The sequence below is a fragment of the Paenirhizobium selenitireducens ATCC BAA-1503 genome, assembly GCF_900492185.1.
Lineage (GTDB): Bacteria > Pseudomonadota > Alphaproteobacteria > Rhizobiales > Rhizobiaceae > Allorhizobium > Allorhizobium selenitireducens_A.
This window is the reverse complement of the sequence record NZ_UEYP01000007.1, coordinates 156,366-173,606: the sequence shown is the minus strand read 5'-3', so window position 1 is coordinate 173,606 and position 17,241 is coordinate 156,366. Positions and strand designations below refer to the sequence as shown.

Annotated in this window: 19 protein-coding genes and 1 pseudogene; 5 read left to right on the top strand and 15 right to left on the bottom strand. The window is 64.5% G+C overall.

The genetic code is table 11. The features are described from left to right. The first annotated feature begins 62 nt into the window (after positions 1–62). A complete protein-coding gene (locus tag RHIZ70P_RS14610) occupies positions 63–287 on the top strand; it encodes a hypothetical protein (RefSeq protein WP_181904033.1) in 225 nt (74 codons plus the stop codon). Positions 288–451: 164 nt separating this feature from the next. Here RHIZ70P_RS14610 and RHIZ70P_RS14605 read toward each other — a convergent pair whose 3' ends face one another. Next, the gene (locus RHIZ70P_RS14605; protein ID WP_115671188.1) at positions 452–1,018 is read right to left on the bottom strand and encodes a DJ-1/PfpI family protein; all 567 of its coding nucleotides are present in this window, start codon (positions 1,016–1,018) and stop codon (positions 452–454) included. Between the two features lie 42 nt (positions 1,019–1,060). Next, a complete protein-coding gene (locus tag RHIZ70P_RS14600) occupies positions 1,061–1,549 on the bottom strand; it encodes a GNAT family N-acetyltransferase (RefSeq protein ID WP_115671186.1) in 489 nt (162 codons plus the stop codon). A gap of 238 nt (positions 1,550–1,787) precedes the next feature. Between RHIZ70P_RS14600 and RHIZ70P_RS14595 the strand changes: the two genes are divergently transcribed. After that, entirely contained in the window at positions 1,788–3,326 is a 1,539-nt protein-coding gene (locus tag RHIZ70P_RS14595; RefSeq protein ID WP_181904032.1) for a cryptochrome/photolyase family protein, read from the top strand. A gap of 70 nt (positions 3,327–3,396) precedes the next feature. Here the strand turns inward: RHIZ70P_RS14595 and RHIZ70P_RS23285 are convergent. Both RHIZ70P_RS23285 and RHIZ70P_RS14585 read right to left on the bottom strand, forming a co-directional pair. After that, a pseudogene (locus RHIZ70P_RS23285) lies at positions 3,397–3,594 on the bottom strand (cupin); the annotation flags it as partial. A gap of 12 nt (positions 3,595–3,606) precedes the next feature. Continuing rightward, a complete protein-coding gene (locus RHIZ70P_RS14585) occupies positions 3,607–4,020 on the bottom strand; it encodes a MerR family transcriptional regulator (RefSeq protein WP_115671183.1) in 414 nt (137 codons plus the stop codon). 86 nt (positions 4,021–4,106) lie between these two features. Here RHIZ70P_RS14585 and RHIZ70P_RS14580 point away from each other — a divergent pair, with 86 nt between their 5' ends. Further along, positions 4,107–4,820 (top strand): cation transporter, encoded by a 714-nt coding sequence (locus tag RHIZ70P_RS14580; RefSeq protein WP_115671181.1) that lies wholly within the window; start codon positions 4,107–4,109, stop codon positions 4,818–4,820. Positions 4,821–4,915: 95 nt separating this feature from the next. On the opposite strand, the gene RHIZ70P_RS14575 is transcribed toward RHIZ70P_RS14580, so the two are convergent. The 8 genes from RHIZ70P_RS14575 to RHIZ70P_RS14540 all read right to left on the bottom strand — a co-directional run bounded on the left by RHIZ70P_RS14575 (position 4,916) and on the right by RHIZ70P_RS14540 (position 11,708). Further along, positions 4,916–5,227 carry a hypothetical protein gene (locus tag RHIZ70P_RS14575; protein ID WP_115671179.1) on the bottom strand — a complete coding sequence of 104 codons (312 nt, stop codon included), beginning with the start codon at positions 5,225–5,227 and terminating at the stop codon, positions 4,916–4,918. A 174-nt stretch (positions 5,228–5,401) separates the two neighbouring features. Continuing rightward, positions 5,402–5,929: a hypothetical protein gene (locus RHIZ70P_RS14570; RefSeq protein ID WP_115671177.1), complete on the bottom strand. Its 528-nt coding sequence runs from the start codon at positions 5,927–5,929 to the stop codon at positions 5,402–5,404. 7 nt (positions 5,930–5,936) lie between these two features. Beyond that, positions 5,937–6,458 (bottom strand): DUF1697 domain-containing protein, encoded by a 522-nt coding sequence (locus tag RHIZ70P_RS14565; protein ID WP_115671175.1) that lies wholly within the window; start codon positions 6,456–6,458, stop codon positions 5,937–5,939. An 11-nt stretch (positions 6,459–6,469) separates the two neighbouring features. Then, positions 6,470–6,769 (bottom strand): addiction module antidote protein, encoded by a 300-nt coding sequence (locus tag RHIZ70P_RS14560; protein WP_115671173.1) that lies wholly within the window; start codon positions 6,767–6,769, stop codon positions 6,470–6,472. A 1-nt stretch (position 6,770) separates the two neighbouring features. After that, a complete protein-coding gene (locus RHIZ70P_RS14555) occupies positions 6,771–7,058 on the bottom strand; it encodes a type II toxin-antitoxin system RelE/ParE family toxin (protein WP_115671171.1) in 288 nt (95 codons plus the stop codon). 69 nt (positions 7,059–7,127) lie between these two features. After that, the gene (locus RHIZ70P_RS14550) at positions 7,128–9,236 is read right to left on the bottom strand and encodes a S9 family peptidase (protein WP_115671170.1); all 2,109 of its coding nucleotides are present in this window, start codon (positions 9,234–9,236) and stop codon (positions 7,128–7,130) included. Positions 9,237–9,330: 94 nt separating this feature from the next. Next, positions 9,331–10,458 carry an NAD(P)/FAD-dependent oxidoreductase gene (locus tag RHIZ70P_RS14545; RefSeq protein WP_115671168.1) on the bottom strand — a complete coding sequence of 376 codons (1,128 nt, stop codon included), beginning with the start codon at positions 10,456–10,458 and terminating at the stop codon, positions 9,331–9,333. A gap of 368 nt (positions 10,459–10,826) precedes the next feature. Beyond that, complete coding sequence (locus RHIZ70P_RS14540) at positions 10,827–11,708, bottom strand: branched-chain amino acid aminotransferase (RefSeq protein WP_115671166.1); 882 nt, start codon at positions 11,706–11,708, stop codon at positions 10,827–10,829. 154 nt (positions 11,709–11,862) lie between these two features. Here RHIZ70P_RS14540 and RHIZ70P_RS14535 point away from each other — a divergent pair, with 154 nt between their 5' ends. After that, entirely contained in the window at positions 11,863–12,903 is a 1,041-nt protein-coding gene (locus RHIZ70P_RS14535; RefSeq protein WP_115671164.1) for a zinc-dependent alcohol dehydrogenase family protein, read from the top strand. Between the two features lie 309 nt (positions 12,904–13,212). Beyond that, positions 13,213–13,617 carry an endonuclease domain-containing protein gene (locus tag RHIZ70P_RS14525; protein WP_115671160.1) on the top strand — a complete coding sequence of 135 codons (405 nt, stop codon included), beginning with the start codon at positions 13,213–13,215 and terminating at the stop codon, positions 13,615–13,617. Between the two features lie 297 nt (positions 13,618–13,914). Here RHIZ70P_RS14525 and RHIZ70P_RS14520 read toward each other — a convergent pair whose 3' ends face one another. The 3 genes from RHIZ70P_RS14520 to xylF all read right to left on the bottom strand — a co-directional run bounded on the left by RHIZ70P_RS14520 (position 13,915) and on the right by xylF (position 17,226). Next, positions 13,915–14,700 (bottom strand): ATP-binding cassette domain-containing protein, encoded by a 786-nt coding sequence (locus RHIZ70P_RS14520; protein ID WP_115671158.1) that lies wholly within the window; start codon positions 14,698–14,700, stop codon positions 13,915–13,917. 12 nt (positions 14,701–14,712) lie between these two features. Further along, a complete protein-coding gene (locus RHIZ70P_RS14515; RefSeq protein ID WP_115671156.1) occupies positions 14,713–16,023 on the bottom strand; it encodes a sugar ABC transporter permease in 1,311 nt (436 codons plus the stop codon). A 162-nt stretch (positions 16,024–16,185) separates the two neighbouring features. Next, a complete protein-coding gene (gene xylF, locus RHIZ70P_RS14510; RefSeq protein ID WP_115671154.1) occupies positions 16,186–17,226 on the bottom strand; it encodes a D-xylose ABC transporter substrate-binding protein in 1,041 nt (346 codons plus the stop codon). Positions 17,227–17,241: the final 15 nt, after the last annotated feature.

Genomic DNA, 17,241 nt, shown 5'->3' with positions numbered 1-17,241 from the left:
CCAGCATGGCGCAAGCCTGTGCCGCCAGAGTGTGGTTCGTCACAATGGCCAGGGACCAAAGCATGAGCATGGAACGTCGGCGAATGGAAAGCGCGCTACGCTCGCTGCTCGACAGCTATCCGGATCCGGCGCTGCACCGCTGGGTGGACGAGACCGTGCGGGCCTTCGAAAAACGGCTCTCCAACATTATCGATCCGCGCGAGCGCGACCATGCGCAGCAGGCGGCGCTGGTGCTGATCAAGACGACGCTGCAGCAGTGGTCGCAGAACCCGCCGGTCCGGCACTGAGGCGAAGGCGCTTCCGGTCTCGAAAACTATACGCCCGATGGGACCCCTCGCCTCCGGTCGATGCGATCGAGTCGGTCCGGTTCATTGTGAGCCGCCTAGACTCTAAAGCCCCTGTTTCCGTTTGTCTTTTCTGGAAATCGACTCCCACTTCTCTCTGGCAGACGCTAGCGATGCTCGGCGGCAAAGGCCGAGATTTCGGCTTGCGCGTCCGGCGTCCACAGATCGAGGGCCTTCAAGACCTCCATGGCAAAGGTGTCGGGTGCCGAGCCCGGCGCTGTGACCACGCCCTTGTCGCAGACGGCCCGCGGCTGGTCGCGATAATGCTCCGCGCCCTGATAGCCCGGATATTTCCGGTGCGAGGCGAGTGAATTGCCGGTATGGGCGACGTCGTCGAGGATACCGGTGGCGGCGAGCGCGCTGGCTGCGGCGCAGATGCCGGCCACGACCTTCCCCTTCGCGTGGAAATCCCGGGCCAGCTCGGTAAAATCGAAGGCCTCGCCCTTTTCCCAGGCATAGCCGCCGGGGATCACCAGCGCGTCGAAACGCTTAGGGTCGATCTCGGCAAAGCCGATGTCCGGCGTGACCTTGAGGCCCCCCATCGAGACGACGGGCTGGCCGTCCGGCGAGGCGGTAACCACGTCACAGCCGAGATAGTAGCGGGCGGCGGCCATCAGGAGCGCTGGCTCCCAATCGGCGAAATCGGCTTGCAGGGCAACAGCGATACGGGCCATGGCAAAATCTCCTCGAAACCGAAAGGCAAAGCGTGGCTGCGCTTAAGACAGCGACTGCATGTAGCGCATGCCGGTGACGGGACGCGGCACGAAGTCCATGTGTTCGTAGAAGCGGTGGGCGGCGAAGTTGCCCGTGGCGGCACTGACCGAAAGGTAGTCGCAGCCGGACTGTCGGGCAAGCTCGCGGGCACGCGCGACGAGGTGCTGGCCGATGCCATTGCCGCGCTGGCCGTCGCGCACGTAGAGATGATGCAGGTCCATGCCGCGCTTGCCTTCGTCCGCCCTGTAGAGCGGCACGAGGATAGCGTAGCCGATCAGTCCCTCGCCACCGTCGGCAACCAGCGCGGTAATCCACGGCAGCGGCCCGAAAAGGTCGCGCTCGAGTTTTTCCGGCGTCATCGCCGAGGCGTCGCCATGATGCAGGGCGAGCGCGGCGATCATGGCGTTGAGCTCCGGCAAATCATGGGGTTTGGCGGCGCGGATGACCACGACGGGCGGTCGCGGCAGGGTGATGTCGGTATCTTCGGTCATTTCTGGCTTCCCTTCTTTCGTTTGCGCCGTCAGGGGAAGCTTTTGTCTCGGAAAACAACAAGGCCGCCTGACGGCGGCCTGTTGACATGATGATCTGTCGAGCCGCCGGTTACCGGTAGGCCCAAAAATACGTGCAGGAGATGGGTGCGCGTGCGATGATCATGGCGGGTTAGATGCGCCGGTTTCAATCGATTGTCAATGCGGGAGTGATCCGGGGGAACCCGCTCGACGTTTCTCCATGATGACCCTGCTTCACCTCGTTCTCGGCGACCAGCTTTCCCATTCCCTCTCCGCACTTCGCGATGCAAAGCCGCAAGGCTCCGTCGTGCTGATGGCCGAGGTCATGGCGGAGGCGAGCTATGTTAGCCATCATAAGAAGAAGATCGCCTTCCTGTTTTCCGCGATGCGCCACTTCGCCGAAGAATTGCGGGGGCGCGGATTTTCCGTGCGCTACGTCAGGCTGAACGACCCGGGCAACAGCCAGTCGCTGTTCGGCGAGGTGGAACGGGCGCTTGCCGACACCGGCGCCTCGGGCGTGGTCGTGACGGAGCCCGGCGAATACCGGCTGATGGACGAGATGCGCGGCTGGCAGGCGCGGCTTGGCGTACCGGTCGAGATCCGCGACGACGACCGCTTCCTGATCAGCCGGGCCGGCTTCGGGCGCTGGGCGGACCGCCGCCGGGAACTGCGCATGGAGTATTTCTACCGCGACATGCGCCGGCATTTCAGCGTGCTGATGCGGGACGGGGAGCCCGAAGGCGGACAATGGAACTTCGACAAGGAGAACCGCAAGTCGCCGCCGAAAGGGCTGAAAGGCCCGCGCCGGCTGTCATGGCGGCATGACGCGATCACCCGCGACGTGCTGGACCTGGTGGAGGCGCGTTTTTCCGATCACTTCGGACAGCTCCGCCCCTTCCACTTCGCAGTGACCGCAGAGCAGGCCGAAGCGGAGTTCGAACAGTTCGTCACCGAGATCCTGCCGTCCTTCGGCGACTGGCAGGACGCCATGGTGGCGGGCGAGCCCTACCTCTTCCACTCGATGATCGCCGTCTATCTCAATGCCGGGCTACTCCTGCCGCTCGACGTGATCCGCCGCGCCGAGCGCGCCTATCATGAAGGGGTAGCACCGCTCAACGCGGTCGAGGGCTTCATCCGCCAGATCCTCGGCTGGCGGGAATATGTGCGCGGGGTCTACTGGCGCTTCATGCCGGACTATGCGGGACGCAACGCGTTCGGCGCGCATCGCCCTCTGCCCGCACTCTATTGGAGCGGGAATACGAAGATGCGCTGCATGGCCTCCGCCGTGCGCGACACGATCGAGCACGCCTATTCCCATCACATCCAGCGGCTGATGGTGACCGGCAATTTCGCGCTCATCGCCGGACTGTCGGTCGATGAGGTGTGCGAATGGTATCTCGCCGTCTATGCCGATGCCTATGAATGGGTGGAACTGCCGAATACGCTCGGCATGGCGCTTCACGCCGATGGCGGGCTGATGGCCAGCAAACCCTATGCGGCGAGCGGCAAGTACATCGACCGCATGAGCAATTTCTGCGGTGGCTGTTCCTATGACATCAAGGACAGCACGGGCGGAAACGCCTGCCCGTTCAACTCGCTTTACTGGCGCTTCATCGCTGTCAACGAGGACAAGCTCCGCGGCAATCACCGCATGGCCAATATCCTCGCCGGCTGGCGGCGCATGAACGAGGGCAAGCAGACGGCCCTGCTGAATCGAGCCGACGACTGTCTTGCGCTGCTGGAGAAGGACGCGCTGTAGGAGAGCCTTCCGACCGCATCTCGGTCAGCCTGCCGCCCTCGTTCAGCGTCACCGTGCCCGTGATCACGAAGACGAATTCGTCCTCGCGCTCGTGCCAGTGCTTGTGCGAGGAGAAGGAGCCGGGCGGCAGGGTCTCGACGAAGGCGCCGAACTGGGTGAGTCCGCCGGCATCGGACAGGAGCCGTGCCGCATAGGCGCCGAGTTCGGCATTGATCCCTTGAGCCTTGCCCTCCTCCAGTGGCGCGTCCTGCTGCCTGATGACCGACATAGCATCTTCCTCCTAGTGCTCGTGGTCGCACAGGCCGTGGTCGGACAGCGCCCGGATGACATAGCAGTCACCGACGGTGTGGCTGCCGCAATGGGAGACGATCCGGTCCAGCTCGTGCTCCAGCTTTTGCAGCCGGGCGATCTTTTCGCGCACCTCGGCCAGCTGCTCGCGGGCGATATGGTCGGCGCGTTCGCAGGGTTCGTCCGGATGGCGGCTCAGCGACAGAAGCTCGCGAATGGCCTCGATCGGGAAGCCGAGATCGCGGGCATGGCGGATGAAGGTCAGGCGCTCCAGATCGGCGCGCTCGTAGCGCCGCTGGTTGCCCTCCGACCTGTCCGGCGCTGAAATCAGGCCCATCTGCTCGTAATAACGGATGGTCGGCACCTTGACGCCGGTGCGGCGGGAAAGTTCGCCGATCGCGTACATTTTGTCAGAAACCCTCTTGAACCTCTAGTCGCTATAGAGATTAGGTAAGACGGCGAACGAGAGCAAGACGAAAAGGAAAAGACCAAATGAGTGCCAGCCACGGCCACGAGCACGCCCCCTTCGACGGCATGTCCGACACCTACAAGCGCCGGCTCTGGCTGGTGATCGCCATCAACGCGGCCATGTTCCTCGTCGAGATGACGGCGGGCCAGCTCGCCCGCTCACAGGCGCTGCAGGCCGACGCGCTCGACTTCTTCGCCGACGCCGTGACCTACGGCATTTCCTTTGCCGTGATCGGCGCGTCGCTGAAGGTGCGCAGCACGGCCGCCGCCGCCAAGGGCATCAGCCTGTTCCTCATGGGGCTTTGGGTGTTCGGCTCGACCGTCTGGCGGGTGTTCTACGACGGCATGCCGGAGGCGCCGGTGATGGGCGTGATCGGCTTCATGGCGCTGGCCGCCAATGTCACCAGCGTCCTTCTCCTGATGAACTACAAGGACGGCGACGCCAATGTGCGCTCGGTCTGGCTGTGCTCGCGCAATGATGCGATCGGCAATGTCATCGTCATGATCGCCGCCGTCGGCGTCTGGGGCACGGCCACCGCCTGGCCCGACCTTGCCGTCGCCTTCATCATGGCCGGCCTGTTCCTCAACTCCTCGGCGCAGATCCTCTGGCAGTCCTGGCACGAATGGAAGGCCGGCGGCGCGGAGGCTCTGGCCAGGAAGGCCGAGGAGGGCTGCACGTCGTGCAGCGCCGACGCCCACCGCACGGCCGGCAGCCATCATCACGACCACGCCCATTGACAGACGAGGTTTCGGCCGCGCCAGCCTGGCGACGACAAAGAGAAAGGGCGCCCATGGCGCCCTTGTTCATGCCGACGAAAACCTGCCTTCGCCGCTCAGGCGTCGTCGCCGAGTTCGTATTCGCGGTAGAGTGCCTCGACCTTCTCGGCAACCGAGGGAGCGGATGCTTCTTCGGCGACCGAGGTCAGTTCGGGCTGCAGGCTTGCGGAGGCCTTGCGGCCACCCTCGACGATCCACAGGGCCGTTGCGAGGTTGGACGACAGGAGCGTGCTGGAAAAGGCCGAGTTGCCGGGATTGCGCGGCTTTGCGGCAGCCGAGGTATCGACCGAGGCGTCTTCGCTTTCGCTGACGCTCGGAATGTACCGACTGTGGTAGGAATAGCCGCTGAGGCCGCTATCAATCCGCATGACACACACTCTCGTTCCAGTAGTTAACCAATCATTAACCATTGAAGCTTGCGCGAAGCTTGCGTCGCACTGCAGCATGAGGGCGAATGCGCGCCTCGGGCGCTTGACATTCCATTGCGGGCATGACGCTGCTTCGTGACGCATGTCACACGCCGCGTCCTCCTTTCCCCTCGTTCAGAAGCGACCCTTGGCCAGCCAGGCATCGATGGCGGCGCCAGTGATCCGCTGGTTGTTGCGATACCAGGGATCGGTGGTGTGGAAGACCGGCTCGCGCGCGTCCCAGCCGCTGCAGGAGAAATCGGACTGGCCGGCAAAGAAGGCGACGAAGTCGGTTTCGTCGTTCCAGGCAGCGATGGGTTCGCCGGTCTGCCCGCCGCCGTCGAAGACGTCGCAGAGCACCACCCGGTCGCTGCGACGGACGAGGCCATGGCCGCAGAAGTCGCGGTGGAATTCGACGATCAGCCCTTCGCCCTCGCCGCCCGAGGCAAGCTTGCGCCAGAGCGCCGTCGCGCGCGCCTGGCCGAAGGGATCTCGGGACAGCCGGTCGCGGAGATCCATCGCACGACGCTCCATCTCTTCGGGGCTCGCATCGATGAGTTCGTAGGGCGGTCGCCTGGGCTTTGGCCGCCGCATCGACCGGATCGCGGCGACGAGCACAGTGACGATCACGCCGAGCGCCAGAAGCGGAATGATCGTCGACATGCTGTCGCTACCCCCTTTCGAGGGCCAGCGCGATGTCGCGCAGCTTTTCCACGCTGTTGATGTTGCGCGACGTGCCGGCCTTGAGAACGGGCAGCTTGAGCCGCGAACGGCCGGAGCCGATCGGATAATGGACGAAGATCTCGCGGTCGAGCGCCACCACCTCCTCGCCATCAGGGGCGACGAGGCCGTAGAGCGCATCCTCAGGAACCGGTTCGGCGAAGAAGCTCACCAGCACGCGGCTCGGCTCCATGGCGGCGAAGGGATTGGCCTTGGCAACCGCGGCCAGTTCGCCGGGCCGGCGCAGGAAGACGCCTGGCGGCTTGCCGAGCCTTTCCGCCAGCGCGGCGTCGAGGCGGGCGGCGATCGTGACCGGATCGCCGCTGTCGCGAAAGACCACGTTGCCGCTCTGGATGAAGGTCGAGACATCGGCAAAGCCGAGGCCCTCGCACAGGCTCTTCAGCTCGGCCATCGGCAGCTTGCCTGTGCCGCCGACATTGATGGCGCGCAGGAGGGCGACGTAGACGGGCATCGGCCTGACCTCTATTCCGCCGGTTCGGAGACAGGCGTCACGGTCAGCTTGAGGCCGAGGGCTCTCGCGACGCCAAGAACGGTCGAGAATTTGGGATCGCCACGCTCGCTCAGCGCCTTGTAAAGCGCTTCCCGGGTCACACCCGCCTCACGGGCGACGCTGGTCATGCCCTTGGCCTTTGCGATGATGCCGAGCGCATTGGCGATATGCCCCGCATCGCCGCTTTCGAACGCGTCGGTCAGAAGCGCCGCCTGGGCCTCGGCCTCGGTGAAGAATTCCGACGCATCGAAGGGGATGGTTTCCGTCGCCATGTCACACGTCCTTTGCCAATTCCATTGCACGGCGGATGTCCCTGTCCTGCGCCGCCTTGTCGCCGCCGCACAACAGGACGACGATCGTTTCGCCACGCTTGACGAAATAGAGCCGATATCCAGGCCCGTAGTCGATCCGTATTTCGCCGATGCCGCCGAAATATTTCACGTCGCCCATGAGGCCGGATTGGATCCGCACCAGACGGATAGCGATACGCGTTTGCGCCTGCCGATCCCTCAGCTTGCGGAGCCAGACGGCAAAATCGGGATGCTGCCGGATCTCGATCATGCGTGAACTATAGTTCACAACGCAATCGACGTCAACTTGACTGTGAACCGCAGTTCACGGACGGATTGATCACATCTTCCCCGCCACCTTCACCGCGAAGGCATATTCAAAGGCGATCTCCTCCAGGCGCTGGAAGCGGCCGGACTTGCCGCCGTGGCCGGCGGCCATGTTGGTTTTCAGCAGATAGGGGCCGGCCTCGGGGGCCTTTTCGCGCAGCTTGGCGATCCACTTGGTCGGCTCCCAGTAGGTGACGCGCGGGTCGGTGAGGCCGGAGAGGGCGAGGATCGGCGGATAGGGTTTTTGCCCGACATTGTCGTAAGGGCTGTAGGCGGCGATCCAGTTGTATTCCTCGAGCGACTCGATCGGATTGCCCCATTCGCCCCATTCCGGCGGGGTGAGCGGCAGGGTGTCGTCGAGCATGGTGTTCAAGACATCGACGAAAGGCACGGCGGCGATGATGCCGGCGAATTTCTCCGGTGCCATGTTGGCGACCGCGCCCATCAGCATGCCGCCGGCAGAGCCGCCCTCGGCGATGATCCGGTCGTAGGACGTGAAGCGCTCCTTCACCAGATGGTCGGCGGCGGCGATGAAGTCCTTGAAGGTGTTTTCCTTCTTTTCCATCTTGCCGTCTTCGTACCATTGGAAGCCCTTGTCCTTGCCGCCGCGGATATGGGCGATGGCATAGACGAAGCCGCGGTCGGCGAGTGACAGGCAATTGGTGTTGAAGCCGGCGGCGATCGAGATGCCGTAGGCGCCGTAGCCGTAGAGCAGGCAGGGCGCGGAGCCGTCGAGAGGCGTATCCTTGCGGTAGAGCAGCGTGACCGGCACGTCGACGCCGTCATGGGACGGCGCAAAGACGCGGCGGGTGACATAGTCGTCGGGATTGTGGCCCGAGGGCACTTCCTGGGTCTTCAAGAGAACGCGCTCGCGGGTCGCCATGTTGTAGTCGAACAGCTGGGTCGGCGTCGTCATCGACGAATAGGAGAAGCGGATGACGTCGGTGTCGTATTCGGCAGCCCCCTGCAGGCCGAGCGCATAGGCCTCCTCGGCAAAGGCGATCGAATGCTCCTGGCCCGTCGTGCGGTCGCGGATCATGATTTCCGGCAGGCCGTTGCGGCGTTGCAGCCAGACGAGATGGCGGGCGAAGGCCATGTGGTTGAGGATCAGGCGGCCCGGCACATGGGCGACCACTTCCTTCCAGTTTTCCTTGCCAGGTGCCGTCACCGGGGCCTCGACGATCTTGAAGTCCTTGGCGTCGCCGTCATTGGTGAGGATGTAGAAGACGTCGCCGCCCTCGGTCAGCGAGTATTCGATGCCCTCGACCCGCTCGGCGACCAGCATGGGCTCGGCGGTCAGATCCTTCGTCGAGAGGATGCGGTATTCCGAGGTTTCGTGGTCGTGGATGTCGAGATAGATGAAGTCGTCGAGCAGCGAGCCGCCGACGCCCATGAAGAAGCCCGGATCCTTTTCCTCGTAGACCAGCCGGTCTTGCGACTGCGGCTGCCCGACCACGTGGTGGAAGACCTTGGAGGGGCGGTGGTTCTCGTCCTGCAGCGTATAGAAGAAGCTCTTGCCGTCCGGCGCCCAGGCGCCACCACCGCCGGTGTTCTCGATCACGTCGGCAAGGTCCTCGCCGGTCGACAGATCGCGGATGCGCAGGGTGAAATATTCCGAGCCCTTGTCGTCATAGCCCCAGAGGCCGAAGGCATGGTCGGGGGTGTGGTCGATGCCGGCGAGGCGGAAATAGTCCTTGCCGGTCGCCTCCTTGTCGCCGTCGAGCAGCAGATGGCGCTGGCTTTCGTCCCTGTGGTCGGCGTCGCGGGGAATGCGGAAATAGCGCGGCTGCTCGCCGCCGGTGACGAAGGCGGTGCCATAGGCAAACGGGCCGTCCTTCATCGGGATCGATGAGTCGTCTTCCTTGATGCGGCCCTTCATCTCGGCGAAGAGCTGTTTCTGCAGCGCCTTGGTGTCAGCCATGGCTGCTTCCATATAGGCGTTCTCGGCTTCCAGATGGCGGCGCAGCCCGGCGTCGAGCAGGGTCGGATCCTTGAACATGGCCTGCCAGTTTTCGGCGCGCATCCAGGCATAGTCGTCGGTGCGGGTGATGCCGTGGCGGGTGTCTGAGACGGGCTTTTTCGGCGCGACGGCGGGCTTCGGCAGATTGGCGAAAACGGACAAGGGGAGGCCTTCCTTCTTCGAGGAAATCGGAAACGATCCTTCGAGAGATAGAGAGGCTACAGCATCCGATCAAGCCGCAATCGCGCCGGAGGCGTCAGCGGTAGGCGCGCAGGTAGTGGCCTTCGAAATAGCGCTTCAGCCAGTGGAAGATCTTCATCTTCGGTCCGAGGAAGCTGCGCGTCTCGCTGCGATAGACCAGCATGGCGGTGTCGAGCATGTCGACGATGCAGATCAGTTCCGGCTTGAAATCGATCTCCGGCGCCCTGCCCTTCAGCACCGCGGCGATGTTTTCCGCTGCGGCCTTGGCCTGAAGGTCGGCCTGGTGCGCCTGCTTCGGCAGCCAGTCGGGGCCGGGAAAACTGCCGCTGTCGCCGACCACCCAGACACCGGGGCGATCCTTGACGCGGCATTTCTCGTCGGCCGCGATCATGCCGCCGGGCGACAGCGGCAGGTCGGCATTGGCCAGCCAGGCGGGGCCGGTGAGGCCCGGCATGAATAGGATGAGATCGGCGGAAAACTCGCCGCCCTCGGTCACCACCTTGTCGGCTTCGAGCCGCACCATCTTGTGGCCGAGCCTCGTCTCGATGCCGCGCTTCGCCATCTCCTTCAACAGGCCGTCAACCGCCTTGTCGCCCAGCCGCTGGCCGGGCCTCGGAGACGGATTGAAGAAGATCAACTTGAAGCGCTCGCGCCGTCCCTGGCGGCGCAAGAGGCTGTCGATGATGAAGAGGAATTCAAACATCGGCCCACCACGCACGGCGCCCTGTTCGTTGGGGTTGGTGGCGAAACCGACGGCGATCGTACCGCCCGCCATGCCTTCGAGCCGGCGGGCGATCTCCTCGCCCACGGCAATGCCCTCGCAGGGGATGAGCGCATGTTCGATGCCGGGCAGCTTGCGGATGAAGCGGGCGCCGGTGGCGATCACCAGCTGGTCGTTGGCAAACTCGCCGGCATCCGTCAGCACCACGCGGCCGTCGGCGGAAAGCCCGGTGACCGAAGCCTTGACGTGGCGCACGCGATGTTCGGTGAAGAATTTCGACAGCGGGATCTTCAGTTTCGATCCCTTGCGCAGGCCGGCCGGCAGCCAGATCGAACTTGGCAGGTAGTGCAGTTCGTCGCGCGGCGAGATCACCGTGATCGCGTCCTCGACGCCGTTGCGGCGCAGTTCGCGGATGGTGGTGAGGGCTCCGAAACCGGAACCGAGAACGGTGATATTGGCCACAGAGCTCTCCCGCAAAGAAACGTTTCTTCATATATATGAAGATACATCTATCTTGCAAAGTGGCGCTTCGCCGCAGGTGCAGAGGATCGGCAAGGCAGGTGGCGGCGCATCTTCTCCCCAGCGGGGAGAAGGTGGCGCGTAGCGCCGGATGAGGGGGGCGAAGCCCAGAAAGCGCCGCGCACTTGGCCCCCTCATCGCCTCGCATTCGCTCGGCACTTCTCCCCGCTGGGGAGAAGAGGGAACTCCGGTTCGGCGCTGCGAACGCCAGCAATCACTGGGAGGGAACACTGGCCAGGGCATCGGCAATCGGGCGCGAAGCTCCTACCCTGCGCGCCGAATCGCCGTTGTGGCTGCGAAAGACCGATCGGTCAGCCGACCCGCGTGGTCCGCGCCCAGTCCATGTAGAGCTCCAGAGCCTTGCGGGCGACCGGGCCTTCCTGCAGTTCGCGGCTGTCGAGCCGGTTGACCGGGGCGACCTTGGAATAGTTGCCCGAGGTGAAGATTTCGTCGGCGTCCATGAAATCCTCGACCGAAAGCGTCACTTCGCGCACCTCGTGGCCCGCCTCGCGCAGGAGCCCGATGACGCGGGCGCGGGTGATGCCTGCAAGGAAGGTGCGGTTGGCGGCGGGCGTGAAGACGACGCCGTCCTTGACCAGGAAGACGTTGGACGATGCCGTCTCGACGATATTGCCGTTCATGTCGCGCACCAAAGCATTGTCGAAGCCGCGGGCGCGTGCCTCGAGGATCATGCGACCCGAATTCGGGTAGAGGCTGCCGGTCTTGGCATCGGTCATGGCGCATTCCGGCGTCGGGCGGCGGAAGGGCGACAGCGTCAGCGAATGCGGCTGGGCCGTGTGCATCGGCGCTTCGAACAGGCAGAGCGCAAACCGGGTCGAGGCCGGATCGGCGGCGACCACGGAGCCGGGCATGCCATGTTCGGCCCAGTACATCGGCTTGATGTAGATCGCCGTCTTGCCGTCGAACTTCTTCACGCCTTCCCAGGCCAGCCGTTCGATTTCCTCGGCCGAAACCGTGGCCGTCATACCCATGTTGACCGCCGAGCGGTTGACGCGGCGGCAATGGGCATCGAGATCCGGGGCGATGCCGTCGAACCAGCGCGCGCCGTCGAACACGGTCGACCCCAGCCACATGGCATGCGAGACGGGACCGATCAGCGGCGGGTTGCCGGAGATCCATTCTCCATCGACATAGGTCCAGGTGGTGGTGCGGGCGGAAGTATCGACAGCCATTGGTTCGTCCTTGTTTCTTGTCTTTCGCTTCCTCCGCTTTATCCGGAAAAAGCAGCACTGGGGTGAATAAATCGATCAAAAATAGTCATGCCCCAATCCTCAAGCGCTGCGCTAGGTTTCGGCGAGATTTGCCCCAGCCCTTCGGAGACGACCCATGCGCGCCATGTATTACGAGGCCTTTGAGCAGATGCCGGATATCCGGGTCGTGCCCGATCCGACACCGACGGAGAGTGGCGTCGTCGTCAAGGTCGAGGCGTCCGGGCTCTGCCGCAGCGACTGGCACGGCTGGATGGGCCATGACCCGGACATCCGCCTGCCGCATGTGCCGGGCCATGAACTGGCCGGCGTGATCGCCGCGACCGGCCGCGGGGTGATGCGCTACAAGGTCGGCGACCGGGTGACCGTGCCCTTCGTGTCAGGCTGCGGGCGCTGCGGCGAGTGCCGCTCGGGCAACCAGCAGGTCTGCGAAGCGCAGTTCCAGCCGGGCTTCACCCATTGGGGCTCGTTCGCCGAATATGTGGCGATCGACTTTGCCGAGCAGAACCTCGTTCATCTGCCGGAGAGCGTCGACTTCGCCACCGCGGCCAGCCTCGGCTGCCGCTTTGCCACCTCGTTTCGGGCGGTGACCGACCAGGCAAGGGTGCGCGGCGGCGAATGGGTGGCGGTGCATGGCTGCGGCGGCGTCGGGCTTTCGGCGATCATGATTGCCGCAGCGCTTGGCGCCAATCCGATCGCCATCGACATATCGGAGGAGAAGCTCGCCTTCGCCCGCACGCTCGGCGCCGTCGCGGCCGTCAATGCGCGCGACACCGACGACGTCGCCGGCGCGGTGCGCGACATCACGAAAGGCGGCGCCCATGTGTCGATCGACGCGCTCGGCTCGCCCGTCACCTGCTTCAACTCGATCCAGAATCTGCGCCGCCGCGGCCGTCATGTTCAGGTCGGGCTGATGCTCGGGGACCATTCGACGCCGCAGATCCCGATGGCGCAGGTGATCGGCCACGAACTCGAAATCTACGGCAGCCACGGGATGCAGGCCTGGCGCTACGATGCGATGCTGTCGATGATGGCCGCGGGCAAGCTCGACCCGAAACGGCTGATCGGGCGGGAGATTTCGCTCGACGAGGCCGTGCCGGCACTGGTTGCCATGGACCGCTCGACGGATCTCGGCATCAGCGTGATCACGCGGTTCTGAGGGGGCCGCTATGGAGGTCGAGCGGCCTGCGCTGTGCCGCGCCTCTGCCCCTCACCCTGACCCTCTCCCCGCGCGCGGGGAGAGGGGATGGACGGCACTTGGGCCGCTTGACATTCACTTGCAGCGGCCTGGCATAGCGGTGCCGCTTGTCCCTTCTCCCCGTCAGAACGGGGAGAAGGTGCCGGCAGGCGGATGAGGGGCAAATAGGAGCGCCAGACAGGAACGACAGCAACGCTTGCGCAACGCAATCCAGCATCACATTATGCATTCCTTGAGGGTGTCGCGGTGTCAAGATCGGGGGCGAATGAGATGCGCGGTCCTGACAAGCAGGCAACAGCACGGGCGCGGTCGCTTCGCCAAGTCGACAATGACGCCGAGGCAAGGCTCTGGAGCGAGCTTCGCAACCGCCGGCTGAACGGTTTCAAGTTCGTGCGACAACTGGCAATCGTGCCGTATTTCGCGGACTTCGCCTGCAGGGAGAGGATGCTCGTCGTCGAGGTGGACGGCAGCCAGCATGCGGGCAGTCCGTATGACCGCCGGCGCGACGATTTCATGAGATCAGAGGGCTGGGCGATCGTTCGCATCTGGAACATGGATGTGCTGAACGACATGCCGGCCGTACTGGAAACCCTCGTCGCCATCCTCGAGGGCCGGCTGACGGAGACCGTGGATTGCCGTGACTTGCGGTATTTTCCGGCCGGTTCCGGTCAGTGAGCATGCGCGGTCCGTGGCGCTTGTTAGACTCGCCCCTCATCCGCCTGCCGGCACCTTCTCCCCGTTCCGACGGGGAGAAGGGACAAGCGGCACCGCCGTGGCCATCTTCAGGCCGACAAGAAAGCTATGAATAGCCGCCACTGCGCAATTGAAACAATCACCAGGCATTCGACGCAAGTGGCTAGGTAGAGCGGGTGCCCCACGTCCCTTCTCCCCGTCAAAACGGGGAGAAGGTGCCGGCAGGCGGATGAGGGGCAAGTGATGGGGCACGCCCTGCTCCCGCAACCACTCCTCCCCTCACGCCACCTGCATCGCGCCCGGACCCGGGATCGCGCCAGGCGGGCATTTGCCGAGGATGATCATGCCGAGCACCTCGTCCTTGGTGACGTCCTCGGTTCGTGCCTGGCCGACCACCTTGCCGTTCTTCATGACGAAGACGCGGTCGGCGAGGTCGAAGACGTCGTGAATGTCGTGGCTGATCAGGAAGATGCCGATGCCTTCCTTCTTCAGCTGCTGGATCAGTTCGCCGACCTGGGCGGTTTCCTGCGGCCCAAGGGCTGCCGTCGGCTCGTCCATGATCAGGATGCGGGCGTCGAACAGGATGGCGCGGGCGATCGCCACCGACTGGCGCTGACCGCCGGACAAGGCCTTCACCGGCTCCTTGAAGCGGCGGAAATTGGGGTTGAGCCGTCCCATCACCTCGCGGGCCTTGGCCTCCATCGCCACGTCGTCGAGCGTGCCCCAGGGGGTCCTGAGTTCGCGGCCGAGATAGAGGTTGGCGGCAGCGTCGACATTGTCGGCGACGGCGAGCGTCTGGTAGATCGTCTCGATGCCGTATTTCTTGGCGTCGCGCGGATTGGCGATGTCGGCGGGCTCCCCGTCGATCAGGATCTCGCCCGCGTCGCGGCGATAGGCGCCCGACAGGATCTTGATCAGCGTCGACTTGCCGGCGCCGTTGTGGCCGAGAAGCGCCACGACCTCGCCGGGATAGAGATCGACCGAGGCGTTCTCGACCGCGTGGATGCCGCCGAACGAGATGGAAACATTGTTCATCTGCACGAGCGGAGTGCGTTTGTCAGTCATGATGAAATCCTCTTATCTCGCCCGCGCGCGGTAGATCGTGTCGAGCCAGACGGCGACGACGAGAACGATGCCGACGACGATGCGCTGGAAGGGCGTGTCGATGCCGACCAGAACCATGCCCGACTGCAGCGACTGCATGACGAGCGCGCCGAGCATGGCGCCGGCGACCGTGCCCATGCCGCCCGAGAGCGAGGTGCCGCCGATGACGGCCGCGGCGATGGTGTAGAGTTCGTCGAGTTCCCCTTGCGCATTGGTCGCGGCATTGAGGCGGGCGGTGGAGATCGCCGCGGCGATGGCGCACAGCATGCCCATCAGCGCGAAGATCTTGACGGTGACCCAGCGGGTCTTGATGCCGGCAAGTTCTGCGGCTTCCGGATTGCCGCCGATGGCAAAGACATAGCGGCCGAAGCGCAGGCGGGTCGAGATGAAGGTCATGACGATGCCGACGGCAATCGCGATCAGTACCGGAATGGCGATGCCGTGGGAGATGAACAGGCCGCCGTCCGGCCAGGCGATGCCGTTTTCATCGGCGAACTTGCGCGCGATTGCCACCGGCCAGGGATAGTTGTTGAAGACATAGACGGTGGCCAGCACCAGAGAGCAGCTGACGCCGGTGAGGAAATATTCGGCCCAGATCGGGCGCAGCGGGAAGCCGAAGCGGCGGCGCTGCTTGCGCGAATTGACCAGCGTCGCGACGATGGCCAGGCAGGCGATGACGCCGACGATCCAGCTGGCGGTGGCGCCGATCGAGCCGGCCGTGCCGCCGCCCATCAGGCGGAAGGTCGCGTCCATCGGGGCGACCGTGCGGCCCGAGGTGACGAACCAGGTGGCGCCGCGCCAGACCAAGAGGCCGCCGAGCGTGACGATGAAGGACGGCACGTTGAGGAAGGCGATGATGACGCCGTGCAGCGCGCCGATCGCCGCGCCGAGGACGAGGCCGGCGGCAAGAGCGATGATCCAGGTCAGCGGGTGGTCGAAGCCGAGCACCTGCGGCAGGAGTTCGGCCTGCAGCACGCCCATGAACATGCCGACGAAACCGAGTACCGAGCCAACCGAAAGGTCGATGTTGCGGGTGACGATGACCAGCACCATGCCGGTCGCCATGACGGCGACGGAGGCGGTCTGCACCGACAGGTTCCACAGGTTGCGCGGCGTCAGGAACAGACCGCCGGAAATGATGTTGAAGCCGACCCAGATGATCAGCATGGCGCCGATCATGCCGAGCAGGCGGGTGTCGATCTCGGTGGCGCGGAAAAAGCGCTTCACCGGGTTTTCGCCCGCGCCGGCGCGCGCGGCCTGCGTGGTATTCGTGATATCGGCCATGCCGTGCCGTTCTCCCACTTTTGGTAATCCCTTGCGATGGCGCGCCCGCCGCAGCGCGTGCGGCAATGGCGGCCCGGCCTCCCTTGCGACCCTATGAGACGTCGCGACCTTGTGGAGGTCGCGACGCTTCAAGGTTCATGAGGCCGTCAGGTCAGGCCCGTGTCAATTGCAGGCTGCGACGGAACCGGCGGGGACGCCCTGGCAGGCGGCTTCCTTGGTGATCCAGCCGGCGTCGATGACGACGTTCAGGTTGTCCTTGGTGATCGGCAGCGGGGCGAGGAAGACCGACTGCATTTCGACGCCCTTCGGACCACCGGAGAACGCGGTCACGCCTTCGATCTCGGTCATCTTCTTGCCGCCGGCAAGCTCGACGGCGATTTCGGCGGCGCGCTTGCCGAGTTCACGGCTGTCCTTCCACACCGATACGGTCTGGGTGCCGAGCGCGACGCGGTTCAAGGCGGCGAAATCGGCATCCTGGCCGGAGACCGGAACCGAGCCGGCCAGGCCCTGGGCGGTCAGAGCCGCGATCGCGCCACCGGCGGTGCCGTCGTTCGAGGCGACAACCGCGTCGACCTTGTTGTCGTTGGCGGTCAGGAACTGCTCCATGTTCTTCTGGGCATTTTCCGGCTTCCAGCCGTCGGTATAGGCTTCGCCGACATTCTTGATCTTGCCGGCGTCGATGGCTTCTTTCAGCACTTCGATCTGGCCGGCAAACAGGAAGTCGGCGTTCGGGTCGGCGGAGTTGCCCTTGATGAAGACGTAATTGCCTTCCGGCTTCACCTTGAACACTTCGCGGGCCTGCATGCGGCCGACTTCCTTGTTGTCGAAGGTGATGTAGAAGGCGGCCGGGTTCTCGATCAGGCGGTCATAGCCAACGACCGGGATGCCTTCGGCAGCGGCCTTTTCGATGGCCGGGCCGATCGCGTCGGAATCCTGCGCCAGAACGATCAGCGCATTGGCGCCCTGGGAAATCAGGCTTTCGACGTCGGTCAGCTGCTTGGCGGCAGACGACTGGGCGTCGGCGGAAATATACTTGTCGCCGGAAGCCTCGAGCGCCTTCTTGATGGCGGCTTCGTCGGTCTTCCAGCGCTCTTCCTGGAAGTTGGACCAGGATACGCCGACCACGAGGTCCTTGGCGTTGGCGACGGTGTGCAGGCTGGTGATGACGGCGGCGCACGCCATCAGCTTCAAGACGGATTTCATTCAAGCCTCCCTTTG

Excerpts from the sequence above, each read along its gene's own strand:
- RHIZ70P_RS14525 (WP_115671160.1), top strand. The coding sequence starts at position 13,213 with ATGCGCGGTCCTGACAAGCAGGCAACAGCACGGGCGCGGTCGCTTCGC.
- RHIZ70P_RS14595 (WP_181904032.1), top strand. The coding sequence starts at position 1,788 with ATGATGACCCTGCTTCACCTCGTTCTCGGCGACCAGCTTTCCCATTCC.
- RHIZ70P_RS14570 (WP_115671177.1), bottom strand. The coding sequence starts at position 5,929 with ATGTCGACGATCATTCCGCTTCTGGCGCTCGGCGTGATCGTCACTGTG.
- RHIZ70P_RS14520 (WP_115671158.1), bottom strand. The coding sequence starts at position 14,700 with ATGACTGACAAACGCACTCCGCTCGTGCAGATGAACAATGTTTCCATC.
- RHIZ70P_RS14560 (WP_115671173.1), bottom strand. The coding sequence starts at position 6,769 with ATGGCGACGGAAACCATCCCCTTCGATGCGTCGGAATTCTTCACCGAG.
- RHIZ70P_RS14580 (WP_115671181.1), top strand. The coding sequence starts at position 4,107 with ATGAGTGCCAGCCACGGCCACGAGCACGCCCCCTTCGACGGCATGTCC.
- RHIZ70P_RS14535 (WP_115671164.1), top strand. The coding sequence starts at position 11,863 with ATGCGCGCCATGTATTACGAGGCCTTTGAGCAGATGCCGGATATCCGG.
- RHIZ70P_RS14605 (WP_115671188.1), bottom strand. The coding sequence starts at position 1,018 with ATGGCCCGTATCGCTGTTGCCCTGCAAGCCGATTTCGCCGATTGGGAG.
- RHIZ70P_RS14610 (WP_181904033.1), top strand. The coding sequence starts at position 63 with ATGAGCATGGAACGTCGGCGAATGGAAAGCGCGCTACGCTCGCTGCTC.
- RHIZ70P_RS14585 (WP_115671183.1), bottom strand. The coding sequence starts at position 4,020 with ATGTACGCGATCGGCGAACTTTCCCGCCGCACCGGCGTCAAGGTGCCG.
- RHIZ70P_RS14575 (WP_115671179.1), bottom strand. The coding sequence starts at position 5,227 with ATGCGGATTGATAGCGGCCTCAGCGGCTATTCCTACCACAGTCGGTAC.
- RHIZ70P_RS14555 (WP_115671171.1), bottom strand. The coding sequence starts at position 7,058 with ATGATCGAGATCCGGCAGCATCCCGATTTTGCCGTCTGGCTCCGCAAG.
- RHIZ70P_RS14515 (WP_115671156.1), bottom strand. The coding sequence starts at position 16,023 with ATGGCCGATATCACGAATACCACGCAGGCCGCGCGCGCCGGCGCGGGC.
- RHIZ70P_RS14565 (WP_115671175.1), bottom strand. The coding sequence starts at position 6,458 with ATGCCCGTCTACGTCGCCCTCCTGCGCGCCATCAATGTCGGCGGCACA.
- xylF (WP_115671154.1), bottom strand. The coding sequence starts at position 17,226 with ATGAAATCCGTCTTGAAGCTGATGGCGTGCGCCGCCGTCATCACCAGC.
- RHIZ70P_RS14540 (WP_115671166.1), bottom strand. The coding sequence starts at position 11,708 with ATGGCTGTCGATACTTCCGCCCGCACCACCACCTGGACCTATGTCGAT.
- RHIZ70P_RS14600 (WP_115671186.1), bottom strand. The coding sequence starts at position 1,549 with ATGACCGAAGATACCGACATCACCCTGCCGCGACCGCCCGTCGTGGTC.